Source organism: Deltaproteobacteria bacterium (assembly GCA_016874775.1).
GTDB lineage: Bacteria > Desulfobacterota > Binatia > Bin18 > Bin18 > VGTJ01.
Genome location: VGTJ01000146.1, coordinates 1 through 16,297 on the forward strand (window position 1 = coordinate 1; position 16,297 = coordinate 16,297).

The window sequence follows — 16,297 nt, forward strand, 5'->3', positions numbered from 1 at the left end:
CCTACAGGTCTCCGACGATGAGTTTCAAGCGCTCAATATCAAACCCGGTAAGTTTCATGGCGATTGGAACTATACGCTTCTTCCTCGCTCTTAATCGGTAACTTAATTCTTGCCCATGCCTAACGCTGGCCTCACTGACAGTTTGACACTACGCATTGGTCGAACCAGCCCAACGACGGGTGCCTGCGTGAGGGCACAAATTACTCCGGCAGGTGGCGCGGCGACTGGTGCATCGACGCTCCTGGTTGATAGTACCGCAGCCTTCGGCGATGCCAAGCAGCTGCTTGTCGCTTCTGCAGTCACTGGCGCATCTGAGGTGTATTCCATCACGAGCATGACTGCGACCTCGGTTACCATCAGTCCAGGCCTCTTGTTTCCTAAACCGCAGAATTCGCGCATCTATCCCGTCGACGAACGCATCTATCAGATCCAGACCTGGAGTGGACGACAGGTGTTAACCGTCCGCATTGATGGTGGTACGGCCCAGCCGCTCGTCGACGGGGTGACGGAGTTCAATGTGACATACAGTGGGATGCCATGTACCTCGGTGGGCGTATGTACCGTGCTCGCCCACCCAACGACTGACCCGGCGTGGCGGACTGTACGTGAGGTGTCGATTGCGCCGAAGATTGCCTCACGCAAGAAGAACCGCGAGGGGCAAACGGTGTACACGACGCCAGCCGACTCGATTCGCGTGAAACCACGTAACCTTCTGTGAGGAGATGCTATGAGAAGTCAACTGCAGAAACTACGAACTGATCAGCGCGGGATTGTCCTTGTTATGGCGCTGATGCTCATGGGGCTGATGGCGGCTCTGGCGAGCAGCTACGCTATCATGGTGCGATCCGATACCATCCTTCGTGGTGCAGCCGGACAGGATCGTACCGCGTTCTACGCCGCCGAAGCCGGTCTGAACAAAGGCATGGCGGAATTCGGCAATATGTTTTCTAACTACCAGTTACCAACGGGTTCGGATTTTAGCCTGCGAACCACGTCGTTCAATACCCGTACGGTCAACTACCAGCTTTCTCCAGTCGTAGAGTTTAATCCTTGTCCCCCAGGCACGAACAACGAGGACTGCTTCACCAGGATTCCCCCAGGAGAGAGGTTCGCCGGATTGAACACGATACCCTATGTCTATCGTGTCCGCTCGACTTCGCTCAATGGACAGGGAGACAAGGAAGCGGAACTTGGTGGTGAGTTTACGGTCAATCACATTCCCATTTTTCAGTTTCTGGCCTTTTTCAGCGGCGACTTGGAGATTCAACCGGCACTAGATATGACTGGAGCTGGGCGTGTTCATACCAATAGCGATATGTATCTTGCTCCCGGTGGAGGGACAACGACGATTCGCGATCAACCACCTAGTATAACAACGGTACAAGTTTCTGCCGGTGGGCGGATCTATCGGAAGCGCAAGGAGACTGGTGCGTGCTCTGGATCAGTACAAATTACGCCATTGATCGATGCCGATCATGACAACCTGCTTGATGGACCACCGTTACCCCTGAGTTGCCCTGGCAGTGGGTACATTTCGGCGTCGACCATCGCGAACTATCAAGGAGCGGTTGCTGACCAAGTCACTTCGATTGAGATTCCCGCGCCAGGGATCATCGATCGTGGCACTGGCAACCTTTACTGGGATCGCGCTGACCTGCGCATCGTTCTGCGGCTCGATCAATCACCGACGACCATTTCGTTTGGAGCTGCAGACCTATGCCCAGGCAATTCATTTATTCCGGCGGCCGCGACAAGCCCTGCTCTCTACCCAATCGAGGTGCAGAATGCTGATGGATCGCAGAATACCACCAAGACGCGAGCCCTCTGGCGTTTCATGTGCGAACGCCGGGGATCGATCTTTTATAACGACGTGCCGACTGACACCTCAAACCCTAATTTTCGAACGAGTTACAATCCAAATTTCTTGAGTTCAAACGATCGCGTTTATCGACGCGCGGGAGAAGATACAAACGGTGATGGTATTGTCGACTACAACCGGGCAGGAGGCGTGACAAACAGCGATAGAAACGATGATGTCTGCCCAATCAGTAACCCTAGTGCCCCAGCTAGTGCTCGACCTTGGTGGGCGCCTGACGATTGTCCTTGGCCACACACTACTATTCCTACTTCTTCGTGGTTCCGAGACACGGATTATCGCCGTGGCGGGTTCCTCAATAAGCGCGAAAACAAATGGATGTATCTGTTGAATGTCAATATCCGCGCGTTGATTGACTGGAATGGGGCGAACAGTGGCGTATTGTTCGTCTCAAATGATACGACCGATGGCGGTCTGATTTTCCATCTGTCGGTGCAGGGACCAAACTCGAACTCTACTTCCAATAATTATGGCGTCCGGGTTTTTGATTCGGCTGACCTCAATACGACAAACGTTGCTTTTTCGCCAAGTGCAACTGACCCGACTGGGCTGACTATTGTTAGCGATCAAGCCGTGTACGTCCAGGGGAACTACAATTCTCGCGATTGGGCTCCAGCGGCGGTCCTCTCTGATTCTATCAATGTGCTCTCTCAGGCCTGGGAGACTCCAGCGATTATTGGCGCGGCAACATACAGGAACGACCACAAGAGTTCACGAACACTGTCAAGCAACGCACGTGACGTTCTTGCGACAGATGGCCCTGCACCGTGTGGAGGCGGCCTTGCCTGTGGCTCCTTTAGTGGAGCAACTTCACTGCAGGTCAATGCCGCTTTCATTAGTGGGGTCGATAACACCGTCGCAGGCGGTGGTTCAAATCAGTATGGTGGCGGACTGCAGAACTATCCGCGCATGCACGAAGACTGGAATGGTAGAACACTCAACTACCTGGGCTCCTTCGTCAGTCTCGGAACCCCCCGTCGTGTCAACGGCATCTGGTGCTGCAATGGCGATAGTTACGACCGCTACAATCCACCGACGCGTAACTGGAGTTATGACGCTCGCTTTGAGCAAGTACAAAATTTGCCACCGCTGACGCCGAAGTTCACCTACGTGCAGCAGCGCATGTACACACGCTTCTATCAATAGTGTCCACAACGGGCGCAGGGCTCCTGGAAGATAGTCCAGGACACCTGCGTGCTGTGAGATCGGAGCGCCACGCCAGGCCGTGGCGCTCTCCTTTTGTTTCTACTAATAAGCCCCGAACCTCTTGCTTATTGCTGCCTTTTCAAGCTTTGCCGTTTCCCTGGTACCGCCATATACTCTGTGCAACATCTCGCATCACCTCTTAAGGCGATTTCTTGGAAAAAATATCCCGCAGTCTCTAGTACCATGTCTCGCAAGTTCATTCGCGGTGAAATCGTAGGGCGCGGACCACGCGCCAGTCAGTTGGCGCGCTTCGCACGCCCTACAACTGCTCACGAAGTTATGAGACACGGGACTAGGGTGTGGACGTCATTCCCGCGAAGGCGGGAATCCAGGAGCATACGGCACGGGCCGTGGGAGCCAGGCTATTCGCTTGCTCTTGAAGCAAGTTCCCGTTTCAACCCACTAAAGGCCGCTTCTTCTAAGTCGAGACGTTCTTGAATAATCCTGTTGAGCCACCTTCCTACGTCTTGCTCACGATGGAGTCGAGCAAAGAACGCGGCTCGCTTTGCAAGCGAAGTAGAGAGGGAAACCGTTGCCGGTTTTTTCTTGCGAACAATCTCCGGTGGGGACCAAGCGGAATCATCGTCTGCTTGAGCGATAACGAGCGCATCGATTTCTTCTTCAGACAACTGACTTTTTTTCGTAACGTCTCCATATGTCACATCCCGTGATAACAGGGACGACATCACCCGGCTTCAACTGGAAAATGATTTTAAGTTTGCGCCCACCGATAGTCTTTCCGAGAAGCTGATATCTATCTCGGTAGGGTTTATTCCGACGAATTTCAAAGTCAGCGAAAAAACAATCTACGGCTTCTTCGAAAGAAATACGATGGGCAGCAAGTTCATCACGCTCGAAATCGTACTCGAAGTCAGCTGGCGTAAAGCGGTGCCAATCGACTATCTCCTACTTCCGCACCATCTGGATCTTATTCGGTCCGTGCCAGCCTTCTTTCAGCGGAACCATGAAATAGGGGATGAGCGTCATCTTGCGGAATTTCCATTTGCCATTCTCACGGACATAGTCATCTTCAAACTTCGCCGCCACCAAAAAGCTCTCGCCATTGAAGATCGGCTTGGCTTCAAGATAGCTGATGCCGGTGCCGGTATTCCCACTAATTGTGATGACATGGTTATGAATGAATTGTTTCACAAACGGGACGAGGTCTGAGAGCGCCTGACGATAAAATGCGGAAACTTCGCTCTTGCCTTGGGCTTTGCCGAGATGCGCAAAATCGATTCCGCCATTTTCAGCGAAGAGGTCAGGAATCATCTCTGGCTTCTTCTCGTTGACCGCAATGTGATACCGAAAGCGCAGTTCTTGGATTTCATTGCGATCCTGCAACTCTTGAACTCGTGCTTCTAGCGCATTCATCCGTGATTCGAGATCTGCCATACGGTTCTCCTTTTTTTGGTTATCAGTGATCAGTTGTCAGCATGGGGAGTAGGAAGGAGAATTCTTCTCTTCTTCCTTATCGCCTACAGCCTCAAGCCTATAGCATAGCTTTGTTGCTACTGGCTCTTTTCCTTCCCCACTTCAATAAACTCGACATCATCTTTCGCGGCTTTCGCTTTTGTCGGCTGAGGAAAATTGATCAACAAACCAACTGTGATATCCAGGACACGAAGATAATTTTCTATCTGTGCGCGTTCTTTATGGCCAACGCTTTCGACGGCTTTGAGTTCGATTACGACTCGTTCTGGAACCTCACCGACGATGAGGTCTGGTTTGCCTTCACCGATATAGAATCCTTCGTAAAAAACTGGGACGATTCGTTGCGCCTCATAGGGCACCCGCCGCAACCTGAGCCCGACTTCAAAAGCTTTCTGATACACCACCTCATCAAAGCCGCTGCCAAGTTTGTCATAAATATCCTGGGTCAGCGCCCGCAATACTTCCAAGAGCATCATGCCCCACCTCCCAACACAGATACTCTGCAATTACTATGAGAGAATGATGGGCGTCAAGTTGACCGAGAAGCTTTCAGCGGTCAGCTCTCAGCTAGCAGCCGAGAAAAACCAACTGACTCCTGACTTCCGACTTCTGAGTAATAGACCATTGCATTGATTCTAAGGAGTGAAGGTGGAAGCGTCATTCCGGGCGAGCAACGCGAGACCCGGAATCCAGAAAGTATCACCACAGGTCTGTGCCGTATGCTCCTGGATTCCCGCCTTCGCGGGAATGACGTCCACGCCTCAAGCCGCAAATTTACTGCGATAAAGGAGTAATCCCCCTTGACCCTCGCATTGTGGAGCGGCATCTGTGATGGACTTTACGTGGAGGTACTTCCGATGGACGCAACGCAAAAGCAGAAGTTATTCGCACTCCTTGCTCAACAACATGTCGCTGTGGTGTCGACACTGGGTGAGGAGTGGCCGACGACGACGGTGCAAGCGTTTGCCGAGACGCCAGAGTTCGAGATGATCTTGATTATGTTGGAATCTGCCCCGAAGTTTCAAAATCTGAAAATGCGCCCTCAGGTTACCCTGCATATCGATAATCGCGATAAAGGGGATATCACCACGCTGCAGATCATTCGTGCGTGGATCGAAGGAATCGCTCGTGAGGTACCCAAGGGAAGTCCTGAGTGGGAAACCTCAAAAGGCGTATTCTTAAAAAAGAATCCTTTTGAAGCGCCGTTCTTTACGTATGATGCGCTACGGATGATACGTGTGGCGCCCAAGCGAGTGTCGTATGCGAATGGGGTTTCGGATTCGTTTAAGGCTGAGGTGTAGGAACGGGAGAAAGGTGTTCAGTTATCAGTTATCAGTTTTTTGCAAGTCTGTGCTTGCTGAAGACTGATAACTGACGACTGACGACTATTGAGGCTGACAGCCGAACGCCACGTTTCAATCCAACTGCAATTGACTTTGGCCCGGCACTTCTTCTCCGGCAATAAGCCGCTCAACATGAGTTCGCAGGGCGTCACGGTCGAGCCCGAGGTGATCACACACATAGACAAAAGAGAACGGAGCTTCACTAACGTCGCGAACCCAGGTTCGGTCTGCTTCCCATTGCCGGCGTTCTTTGGCATTGCGTCGTTTCTTGCCAGGATGGTAGGCAGCTAAGACGTGTAAGGCGTCAGTCAATAGTGCCCACATCAGTAGCCATTCGCTACGATGGAGAAAATTGTTCCGTGGGCGGACCTGGCAGGCTAAAATAATATCAGGTTGAAGATTCGCCTGTCCGTCGCCAAGAGGGCCTGTCATTAGTGGAGATTGTTGTACTGCCATATTCGTGCTTTTCATCCCCTTCCTCCCCACAACAGAAGAATTTCGGGGGTGGCCAGCGAAACCCCGATCGGTAGGTATATAGACAGTAGCGCTGGTGGATTTATTCACTTTCTAGGGAGAAAAACGCAAAAAAAAGGGCATACCAACGGTATGCCCTTTTGTAGGATCTGCGGAAACTCTCTTAGGCGATTTCTTGGAAAAAATATCCCGCAGTCTCTGGTGGCGGGCACAGCCCGCCCTACGTGTCATTGCCGGTTCTGGGTCGGGCAGGCTGTGCCTGCCATTATCGGCAGAACATCGACATCTCAGGGACCCCCTTTTTCGGAAATCACCTTAGCTAAGAGCGTCTTTACGGGTTTACTCTTGCTTACGGAGAGCAAAGAACGTGCTTGCGTTGCCGCGGCGGACAAGCATCAGTAATGTTTCTTTTTCCTTGGCGGCAGTGACGGCCTTTTCAAATTCCTCAACCGAACGCACTGGTTGACGGTTCACTTCTTCAACAATATCACCCGGCTGGATATTGCTGGCGGCGGCTGGACTGTCAGGCGCAACCTCGGTGACGACGACTCCTTTTTGCGCTTTCTCGATCTGAAAGCGGCGCGCCGCATCAGACGAGAGATTCGCCACCGTCATTCCCCACGTGTTTTCACTTTCTCCGCCACGTTGGTCGGCTTTGGCTTGTTGGTCAGTGAGTTCACCGAGCTTGACCGAATAGTTTTGCTCTTTACCGTTACGCAAAATCACGACTTCAGCTTTGTCTCCTACTGGAGTGCGAGCGACAAGGGCAGGAAGTTCATGCGAGTCCTTGACCGTGGTGCCATTGAAAGTAGTGATGACATCTCCGCGCTGCAGTCCAGCTTTTTCCGCTGGTCCACCAGAGGTCACTTCTGCCACTAGCGCGCCTATCGGCTCCTTTAAGCCGAAGGACTTCGCCAGTTCTGGAGTGACAGACTGGATAGCGACACCTAACCAGCCACGGGTCACTTTGCCTTTGTCTTTGAGCTGGTTCACGATTGATTTTGCCTGATCAACCGGAATTGCAAAGCCGATCCCAATGTTTCCGCCCCCCTGGCTAAAGATGGCGGTGTTGATGCCAATGACTTCGCCTCTGAGGTTAATCAGGGGTCCACCGGAGTTGCCTGGGTTAATCGACGCGTCGGTTTGGATAAAGTCGTCATAGGGACCCGCATTAATCACACGCCCCTTGGCGCTGACGATACCTGCTGTCACTGTTTGTTCTAAGCCGAAGGGATTGCCAATGGCGATCACCCAGTCCCCGACTTGCAAATCTGCAGACTTTCCGAGGGGAACTGTTGGCAGGTTATGCTTGACGTTGATTTTAATCAGTGCCAGATCGGTCTTTTCATCATTGCCGATCACTTTCGCTTCGTATTCCTCTTTGTCTGATAAGCGGACAGTTATTTTTGCGCCACTTTCGCCAGCCACGTGATTGTTGGTGATAATGTAGCCGTCTTCACTAATCAAGAAACCCGAGCCGAGGCTACGTTGCGGGCTGGGCGGACGATCACCGAAGAAACGGCGGAAAAACTCTTCGAACTCTTCACCCCCACCAAAGGGATTGGGTCCAGGACCGAAAGGTCCCGGTGGCATCTGTCGTCGACGCTCTCCTCGTTCGCCACGTTCGCTACGGCTGCTCCGCTCTGGCTTTTGTGTGGTGGAAATGTTGACCACTGCTGGTGATACACGCTTCGCAACATCGGCTAATGACGGGAGTGCGCCTCCACGTCCGCTGACTGCTGGTTGCGCGGGTGCTTCAGCAGACTTCCCAGTGCCAAAAATGTCGAGTGCCCACAGGGACGACGCTCCAGCCAAGACGATGCTGGTACAGAGCGTGGTTATGAATCTGCTACGAGGGAAGAGAAATCGAGAATACGTCATGCACGTCATCCTTAGTGGTTAGAGATTGGTTACTTTTCTTCCTGTTCACCACGCTCCTGCTTTTGGCGCAACTCCATCATCTTATTAAAGGTCGGGACAACAGGAGAGAATTCTGGTGACAAACGGTGACGAATCGATACTGCAGCATCAGCGGCAAGTCGGCGTAACGGTTGAGACGGTTCGGTACGTGAGACCTCATCGAGATACGTTAGGACACTATCGTTGCCGACGTCGCTGAGGGCGCGAATCGCCACCGCTCGGACATTCTGATCAAGGCGTCGTTTCAAGAATTCCATGATTGGCGCTGCTCCGCGCGGATCACCGATTTTTCCTAACGCCACCAAAATCTTGTGTTTGATTCCAGTATTCACCTCACGCAAAAAGAGTTGTTGGACGAGGACTGGGGTGGCGTCAGTCGCTCGCAGATTCCCAAGATACTCGATCGCTTTATTCTTGACGCGAATATCGGTATCTGCGGTGGCTGACATCAGATATTCAATCGCCTTGGGGTCTTTTGAATCACCGAGCGATTTGACTGCTTCCAGGCGAGTTTCTGGCCGATCATTTTGTAATCGCCGCACCCACTCGGTAATTGTGGCACCTTTCTGCCTCCGGTTCATGCGGTCCCGTACCCGATCGCCGGACAGCCGGTTGCCAATGCTTGAGCGACCATAGTCGCCAGCGAATTGGGCGTAACTAAGAGACGGGACAGCCAAAGAGATAAGTCCTGCGCTAATGAGCGTGATAGCGACGAACTTGGGTAAGTCTCGCGACAACAGAAACGTCCACCCCATGAAAAATATACCTCTGTAGTTATGTTGTTAGGCCTAGAACATGCATGAGCTTGGCTCAGCTTGCAAGAGCGTCACTGGGAGAAGAGTGAGTCTTGCTGATCCTCACGACGGAAGACTTGTACCTCTTCAGGATAGAGTCCGCCCTCTGGAATATCCTTGAGCGGGGTGCCGTCCTTGAGGCGGCCTTCCAGTGCCTCGCGATAGCTACAGACCAGGTATCGGTGCCCATCCCGTGGTTTGCCCGGAATGCGCGACTGCTCCACACGATTTGCCCCTTTTGCCTCCGGTCCGATGAGACGAATGACAAAGCGCTTTTTCATGAGCCCTTTGAGTGCGCGAATCACCGACGCGCGGGAGAGTCCTGTCATTTCCGAGACTTCGGCATACCCAGCGGTAATCAGCGGCGTATTCCGAAGTCCGATCGAGTGACGCCATAGGGCGCGATAGGTTTTCCACTCGCGGGGGTCCATGAGTTTGTTGAGATCATCTTCGAGAAGGTAATCTGGCAGCCGTGGGGAAGGGTGCCAATTGGTACGGCGCTTAAGATGGATTTGGATCTCCGACCCTTCAGCGGGTGATTGAGGTGTTGGTGGTGGAGAAGGAGGGACCGTAGATTCTCTCTTTGCCATGCAAGCCTCCCACGAGCGTGCAATTTAGAATATACTATTGACTATATTCAAATTCGGCCATTTTCAACCCCCGCACCGATCCGTACAGTGGCGCGATTACGCTTGGTGTTTGTGTAAGGAAGGAACCATGAAAATACGAGCGATCACTATCGGGAGTGAGCTACGTGCGCCGCTTGATCCCCATGTGATTACTGCAGGGGCGCGTTTAGCGAAGCAACTTGCGCAGGCATATGAGGCTGAGGGAATTGCAGTCCAGACCTTACGTTTTGCCTCGCAGCCATTTCCTCAATATCTGGGAGGCTGTTCCGAGACGGAATGCCTACGGTTTGCCCTCGAACTGCAACAGTGCTGCCGCGAGAATGGCATCGATTATTGTTCGCTTGGTCCGGTCGATCCCCAAGACCCTCGTGAAACTGCGTTCATGGCATATCTGCCGCGAATGATCGCAGAAACTGATAGTGTGTTTACCAGTGCGATCCTGGGAGATGGAACTCGTTCCGTTTCGGTGAAGACCGCCCAAGCGATCGCGCGGGTTATGCGTCAGATTGCGCAAATGACGAGTGGTGGGTTCGGGAACTTGCGTTTCGCTGGCCTGGTGAATTGTCCAGCGCACATCCCGTTCTTTCCAGCGTCGTTTCATCAGGGTGCTCCCGCATTTGCCATTGCGCTGGAAGCGGCAGATGTCATCGCTGCAGCTTGTGGGCCGGGGATCGAGTTCGTCGAGCTACGAAGTCGCTTGCGTCAAGCAATCGAAACGCAAATGTTGCCGGTACAAGAGATCGCGACACGCTTTGCCTCACCGCAATTCCGCTATCTCGGAATTGACCTCTCGCCAGCGCCTGGACCTCAACCGGAGGTGAGTATCGCTTATGCATTGGAACGGCTTGGCCGTGGGCAGTTCGGTGAACCAGGGACGTTGGCCGCTGCGGCAGCCGTGACGGCGGCGTTACGTGAAACAACGCTCCTCACTTGTGGTTATTGTGGGTTGATGTTGCCAGTGCTGGAAGACGCTGGCTTAGCCGCACGCAACAACCAGGGATTGCTGCGCCTATCGAGCCTTCTGGCGTATTCCGCTGTGTGTGGCACTGGTCTCGATACGATTCCACTTCCGGGGGATGTGACTGAGGAGCAACTGACGGCGATTCTGTTGGACGTCGTGAGCTTGGGGGTGAAACTCCATAAACCACTTTCAGCCCGACTTTTTCCGATTCCTGGGAAACGTGCGGGTGAGCAGACGGAATTTTCATTTTCGTACTTTGTCAACACACAGGTCATGGCGATAGCATAAGCAAAGGGGGAGGAAAGGAATGCGACGTTGATGCAAATGATTGGAGCCTCTGGAAAGATGAGTGTATCGCGCTGGGTATGGTTGTGGACCCCTGTCATTGTGTACTGTGTGTTAATCTTCACGCTGTCGGCTCAGAAAGATCTCTCACCACCACAATTCCCCTCTAGTGATAAAGTGGCGCACTTCGTGGTCTACGCAGGACTTGGCATCCTGTGGGCTCGCGCTGCGCAAGCGACATGGCCACGCTGGACGTTTCAACTGTTGCTGCTTTCAAGCCTGTTGTTTACCGGCCTGTATGGCGTGACTGACGAATGGCACCAGTTGTATGTGCCTGGTCGATTTTCCGACTGGCGGGATGCCGTTGCTGACGTATGTGGCGGTACGGTCGGGGGAATGGTGTATCTGGCGGGCAGCCGCTTCCTCAGCAAAAGAGCGGCAGTAAGTCCAACGCCGGTGGCGTGAGGCAGATGATCGAAACGATGAATGCAGAACGCGGAAGGATAAACGGCAAATGAAGACGGAAAGATTTTTGTCGTTCATCCTTCATCATTTGCCGTTTATCGTTGATTAGGATTGCCACGGCAACGGCATGTGCTGGTTGTCGGCAGTGCAGACGCGTACGGGAGCTTGTCCCAGGGCGGCGACGAGGTGCATATCTTCACTCCCAGTGTTCATAATTTGGTGAATCGCGTCAGGCGGAATTCGTAAGGTTGAGTTGGGACCAAACGCAGTCGTCACGCCTTTGACCATGCATTGACCTGAGCCTTTGAGGACGACGATTGCTTCTTCACACGCGTGTCGATGCACTGGTGTGCCACTTCCTGGCGCAATGGTTTGCATCCACATCTCGAGGGTCTTCATTCCATGCTCTGGGCCGGCTAACGTCTGATGTTCGAGCCCAGGAAGCTGAAACTTCGGAACGGTGTTGTTATCGACGATTGGCATATGCATACCTCCTTCTAAAAAAGCGGGCAGCCTTCAGCTATCAGTTATCAGCCAGATAAGGCAATTCGGTGCGTTCTGGGTCGCTCTTCACCTGACGCAGCTCCTGGTTTCGCTGAAAGCTGATCGCCGAACACTGATGGCTGTTGTATCACACTGAGAGATTATAAAAGCGGATCGCGTTGTCCCCTAGCACCTTGCGACGATCGGTCTCAGATAACGGTGCTAACCGTTCTTGCATCTCGTGCACGACACCGAACGACGCATCAACATGGGGATAATCTGAGGCCCAGACAAAATACTCAGCGCCAATGTGTTCGACCACTGGCGCGGTCAGGGTTTCATCAGGATCGGCGGAGACGAGACACTGACGATAAAAATACTCACTTGGCTTCATCTTGAGTGGTGTATACGCAGCCATGACGTTGTACTTGTGATCAAGGCGATCAAGCCAGGCAGAGATCCAATTTGCGCCAGATTCGAGTACGGTACATTTGAGGCGCGGATACTTTTCAAACATGCCCCACGAGAGCATCTGTGTGAAAGCCGCCATCACATCAATAGCTAAAAAGGCAAAACCAAAGAGCCGATCGCGGCGATCTCGTTGCAGCCAGCCGTGGTAGGAAGGGTGGTCGCGAACAATGACATGAAAACCGATTGGCATTTCGAGATCCTGTACCGTTTCCCAGAAACGTACGTAGGCAGGGTCATCAAAATGTCTTCCGCCACGCGATGGCATATCAGGAGAAAGATACACGCCTGCGCAGCCATCTTTGCGAGCCCGTATGACCTCCTCAATCGCGCCTTCTGGGTCAAGTAACGAGATGTGAGCAATGGGCACCAGACGTTTGGGATTTTCTCTACAGAAGTCGGCTAACCAACGGTTATAGGCGCGGGTATAGGCAGTTGCGAGTTTTGGGTCGGTCACCGTACCTTCCCAGCAAATCCCAATCGTGGGGTAGAGGAGGGCAATGTCGATGCCTTCTTCATCCATGACCTTGAGACGTGCTTTGGGATCGTAGCTGCCTGGCGGGCAACCATCCATGTACGTCATTTTGCCGTTCTGATGTAAGGGCACTGGGTCCATACCAATACCGCCGAGAACACCGAGGTGGCCGCGGACTAACTCTAAAGGCTTGTTGTCGAATAACAGGTTCTCATAGCCTTTTTCGTCGATGACGATTTTGACCGCGCGATCACGATATTGTGGATCGATGTATTTGATCCAGGTATCAGCTGGTTCAAGGACGTGCCCGTCTGCATCAACGACGAAACTCTTCTGTGTCACTGTCATGCATCTGCTCCTATCGAGAATATCCGCCATCTTTAGCAAGCATGCGGGGAGAACTCCATATACGAGGCGTTGGAAATGGAGAGTGACCTTTGCGACGAAGACGGGAACCAGCTATGGTAGGTCAGGTGGTATTGTAGGGGACGAGTGGGGGCACACAAGTTGAACCCTTCTTATCGATGAAAGACGTGAGGAAAGGGGACGGGTATGAAGAAGCGCTTGTTAGGGTGGGGTAGGTTATTTCTCTTTGGAACAATGCTGGTTGGGGGGCTCGTTGCCTCGCCGACGCTGAGTGCTGCGCAAGGATTGCTTGAAACCCCACAGCCAGGGTCATTCCAAAGCGGTGTTGGCTTGATACGAGGATGGGTTTGTCAGGCCAGTAATGTTGCGATTGAAGTCGTCGGCCTTGGCACCCTCCCAGCGGTTTATGGTGAGCCACGCGGAGATACACAAGCGACATGTCGTGATACAAACAACGGCTTCAGTTTGCAGTTTAACTGGAATGACTTAGGTGAAGGTATTCATACTGTTCGTGCGCTGGCCGATGGGGTCGAATTTGGCCGTGCACAAGTAACGGTGGCAACGTTGGGGCAAAGCTTTCTACAAGGAGCGCAGGGAGAATTCGTCGTCCAGCCCTTTCCACAGACTGGGCGGCAAGCTCGTATTCGTTGGTTGGAACCTCGGCAGGGGTTCGTGCTGTCGAACGGTGGAACACCAAGCTCGGGTGGCGGTAACCCACGAACTGACGCGAAGCTCGAAGATCCGACGTCAGGATCGTTTCAAAGCGGCATTGGTGCGATCCGCGGTTTCGTCTGTAATGCGACCCGCGTCGACATACAAGTGGATAGTCGCACGCCTATCACGGCTGTCTATCGACAACCGCGTGGAGACACGCAAGCTGTTTGTGGCGATACTGATAACGGTTTTAGCCTTCAGGTGAACTGGAATGATATCGGCGATGGCACACACGTCGTGCGTGCACTGGCTGATGGGGTCGAGTTTAGTCAGGCGACCTTTACCGTCGTCACTCTGGGTCTGGGATCGTTTCCGACCGGCCTGAGTGGAAATTTCACTGTCGCAAACTTTCCCCAGGCTGGGCTCCAGACACAAGTACAATGGCAGGAGAGTCAACAAAACTTTGTCGTCACCGGGGCGCGATTTCCCGGAATGGATGGGGGGCTATGTACGACTCGCAGTGGGCAAGCCATTGATGGCAATGGGGGGATTGCAGATGTCAGTTGGGGAAATCCGTGTCTGTTGTCTGGCAACACTGCCGTGTTGCGCGTACAGACCAGAAACGCAGCCGCATTGCTTGACACGAGCGAGGAGCGTGAAGAACGAGCCGCCGCTGGAGGTGCATTTTTTACGTGCGGCTCGCAATTGACGATCAGGCAAGGGGGACGAACGTTTACTTCCGAAGATTTCCGGCTGGTTGACATCGGGGGGAATGACGCATGTCGTGACATCGCCCGCGGTGGGATAGTGAACTTCCTGTTACAGGTAAGGGCGCAGCCTGAACTCAACTTTAATGCGCCGTTTACGGTGTTCTATAATGGCCAGTCTGTGGTTGACTTCTCTGGTGTGACAGCAGCTGGAGCACCAAAGCTTGGGGTGTCGGCTGATGATCTGAACTTTTCGACCAGTGCAACTGCTGCGCTTACAGAACTGTCACTTGTCGGAACGGACTCGGAGGCGACCGATGAGCGCGAGGAACGTGCCCAAGTAGGGCCGAGTCAAGAAAGGACTTTTATCGTCACCAACACTGGTGGAGGGACACTACGTGGTGGCATGACCCTGATCGCTACTGATGCAGGAGGCAAAGCCTTTAGTATTGTTTCGGATGCTCGGATCGAACTGGGAGCTGGGCAGAATCAGACTGTGACGGTACGCTTTACGCCACAGTCGACCGCGCCAGTTGTTGGCAGTATTCGCATCACGACGAGTGGTGGAGTGAAGCGGGTGCTCCTGCGTGGTGGTGGACAAGGGACACCGGCCCCTAAGGTTGGAGCTTCGGTGACCAGTATCGATTTTGGCACTGTACAGCTTGGCACCTTACCCGAACTCTCCTTTGTGGCCACGAATACTGGTGGCGGGACGCTCACGGGGACTGTGGATTCCCTGCCCAATAGTCCGTTCACTGTCATGGTCGGCAAGACGCTTAATCTCCCGGCTGGGCAAAATCAGACAGTGACTGTGCGACTCACGCCGCAAATTCTTGGAGCACTCAGTGACCGGGTGACGTTGAATACCAACGGTGGAACCCTGGTGGTGCTCCTGTTTGCGAATATCGTTGGCCAACCTCGTTTATCGGTGAATCCTACCCAGATCACCTTGAGTAATGTCCAACTGCCAAACTCCGCGAGTGGAACGTTTACCATTACCAACACCGGGACCGGAACGCTGAGCGGCAGTGTGACCGTAGCAAACACCAGTGCGAGCGCGCCGTTCAGTTTGGCGTTTGGCGTGAATGGTTCTGGAGGCAACTTTACGCTCGACCCAAATCAGAGTCAGGTTGTCACTATTAGTTTTTCAACGAAGATCGCAGGAACGTTTACCGGTACGGCCAACGTCACCTCTAATGGCGGGCAGGCCTCGGTCAGTCTGAGCGCGACGGCCGTACAACCAGGACCGGTCCTGTCGATCTCGCCGACAGCAGTGAATTTTGGCCCGCTGAGCTCGTCACAGAATTGTAGCACCGGTGCCTCCTCTTTTCAGATTACCAATACCGGCGGTGGCACGCTGACTGGAGAGGTATCGACGAGCGGCAGCGGTACTAACTTTCCCACCTTCGAGACATCACCATCTGCCTTTAGCTTGGGTGCGGGACAGAGTCAGACAATCACTGTCGTGTGGAGACCGACCGGGACAGGAACGGATACCGCTACCTCGACTGTCTCTTCGAATGGAGGAAAGGGGAGCGTGTCTTTAAGCGGGTCGTGTACCACATCTATTCCAGGATGAACCAGTTTCCTCGCACGGGGAAACGGGAGCGTGTCTTTAAGCGGGTCGTGTACCACGGGGAACGCGCTTAGAGTCTTGTAAAAAGAAGGGGTTAGGATAGAGAGGGCAGCACGGGTGTCCGGGAAAAAGGAGGAGGAGGTATGCCTGCGCTCACGTGTGCCCTGGTGGAAAAGCTGGA

The 16,297-nt window shown here is 53.3% G+C and carries 16 protein-coding genes; 6 read left to right on the forward strand and 10 right to left on the reverse strand.

Annotated elements, in window-relative coordinates; all coding sequences use genetic code 11:
• The first annotated feature begins 187 nt into the window (after positions 1-187).
• Positions 188-718 carry a hypothetical protein gene (locus FJ147_21125; GenBank protein ID MBM4258387.1) on the forward strand — a complete coding sequence of 177 codons (531 nt, stop codon included), beginning with the start codon at positions 188-190 and terminating at the stop codon, positions 716-718.
• Positions 719-727: 9 nt separating this feature from the next.
• On the forward strand, positions 728-3,022 hold the full coding sequence (locus FJ147_21130) for a hypothetical protein (protein MBM4258388.1): 2,295 nt from the start codon (positions 728-730) through the stop codon (positions 3,020-3,022).
• Between the two features lie 422 nt (positions 3,023-3,444).
• Here the strand turns inward: FJ147_21130 and FJ147_21135 are convergent, their stop codons facing one another.
• From FJ147_21135 to FJ147_21150, 4 genes are all read right to left on the reverse strand, one after another.
• Positions 3,445-3,768, reverse strand: coding sequence for a hypothetical protein (locus FJ147_21135; GenBank protein ID MBM4258389.1), 324 nt, complete (start codon positions 3,766-3,768; stop codon positions 3,445-3,447).
• Positions 3,704-3,985, reverse strand: a complete 282-nt coding sequence (locus FJ147_21140) for a hypothetical protein (protein MBM4258390.1) — start codon at positions 3,983-3,985, stop codon at positions 3,704-3,706. The genes FJ147_21135 and FJ147_21140 overlap by 65 nt, the downstream gene beginning before the upstream one ends.
• 3 nt (positions 3,986-3,988) lie before the next feature.
• Positions 3,989-4,477 carry a nuclear transport factor 2 family protein gene (locus tag FJ147_21145; GenBank protein MBM4258391.1) on the reverse strand — a complete coding sequence of 163 codons (489 nt, stop codon included), beginning with the start codon at positions 4,475-4,477 and terminating at the stop codon, positions 3,989-3,991.
• 116 nt (positions 4,478-4,593) lie between these two features.
• The gene (locus FJ147_21150; protein MBM4258392.1) at positions 4,594-4,992 is read right to left on the reverse strand and encodes a GxxExxY protein; all 399 of its coding nucleotides are present in this window, start codon (positions 4,990-4,992) and stop codon (positions 4,594-4,596) included.
• Positions 4,993-5,373: 381 nt separating this feature from the next.
• Between FJ147_21150 and FJ147_21155 the strand changes: the two genes are divergently transcribed.
• Positions 5,374-5,817, forward strand: a complete 444-nt coding sequence (locus FJ147_21155; GenBank protein ID MBM4258393.1) for a hypothetical protein — start codon at positions 5,374-5,376, stop codon at positions 5,815-5,817.
• 114 nt (positions 5,818-5,931) lie between these two features.
• Here the strand turns inward: FJ147_21155 and FJ147_21160 are convergent, their stop codons facing one another.
• The 4 genes from FJ147_21160 to FJ147_21175 all read right to left on the reverse strand — a co-directional run bounded on the left by FJ147_21160 (position 5,932) and on the right by FJ147_21175 (position 9,637).
• Positions 5,932-6,330 carry a hypothetical protein gene (locus FJ147_21160; GenBank protein MBM4258394.1) on the reverse strand — a complete coding sequence of 133 codons (399 nt, stop codon included), beginning with the start codon at positions 6,328-6,330 and terminating at the stop codon, positions 5,932-5,934.
• Positions 6,331-6,672: 342 nt separating this feature from the next.
• The gene (locus tag FJ147_21165) at positions 6,673-8,223 is read right to left on the reverse strand and encodes a DegQ family serine endoprotease (GenBank protein ID MBM4258395.1); all 1,551 of its coding nucleotides are present in this window, start codon (positions 8,221-8,223) and stop codon (positions 6,673-6,675) included.
• Positions 8,224-8,243: 20 nt separating this feature from the next.
• A complete protein-coding gene (locus FJ147_21170; protein MBM4258396.1) occupies positions 8,244-9,008 on the reverse strand; it encodes a HEAT repeat domain-containing protein in 765 nt (254 codons plus the stop codon).
• 71 nt (positions 9,009-9,079) lie between these two features.
• Positions 9,080-9,637: a hypothetical protein gene (locus FJ147_21175; GenBank protein MBM4258397.1), complete on the reverse strand. Its 558-nt coding sequence runs from the start codon at positions 9,635-9,637 to the stop codon at positions 9,080-9,082.
• A 127-nt stretch (positions 9,638-9,764) separates the two neighbouring features.
• Here FJ147_21175 and FJ147_21180 point away from each other — a divergent pair, with 127 nt between their 5' ends.
• Both FJ147_21180 and FJ147_21185 read left to right on the forward strand, forming a co-directional pair.
• The gene (locus tag FJ147_21180) at positions 9,765-10,925 is read left to right on the forward strand and encodes a DUF711 family protein (GenBank protein MBM4258398.1); all 1,161 of its coding nucleotides are present in this window, start codon (positions 9,765-9,767) and stop codon (positions 10,923-10,925) included.
• A gap of 30 nt (positions 10,926-10,955) precedes the next feature.
• Positions 10,956-11,387 (forward strand): VanZ family protein, encoded by a 432-nt coding sequence (locus tag FJ147_21185; protein ID MBM4258399.1) that lies wholly within the window; start codon positions 10,956-10,958, stop codon positions 11,385-11,387.
• A gap of 105 nt (positions 11,388-11,492) precedes the next feature.
• Here the strand turns inward: FJ147_21185 and FJ147_21190 are convergent, their stop codons facing one another.
• Positions 11,493-11,870, reverse strand: a complete 378-nt coding sequence (locus FJ147_21190; protein MBM4258400.1) for a cupin domain-containing protein — start codon at positions 11,868-11,870, stop codon at positions 11,493-11,495.
• A gap of 148 nt (positions 11,871-12,018) precedes the next feature.
• Positions 12,019-13,200, reverse strand: a complete 1,182-nt coding sequence (locus FJ147_21195) for an amidohydrolase (protein MBM4258401.1) — start codon at positions 13,198-13,200, stop codon at positions 12,019-12,021.
• 165 nt (positions 13,201-13,365) lie between these two features.
• Between FJ147_21195 and FJ147_21200 the strand changes: the two genes are divergently transcribed.
• On the forward strand, positions 13,366-16,119 hold the full coding sequence (locus tag FJ147_21200) for a choice-of-anchor D domain-containing protein (GenBank protein MBM4258402.1): 2,754 nt from the start codon (positions 13,366-13,368) through the stop codon (positions 16,117-16,119).
• Positions 16,120-16,297 lie beyond the last annotated feature (178 nt).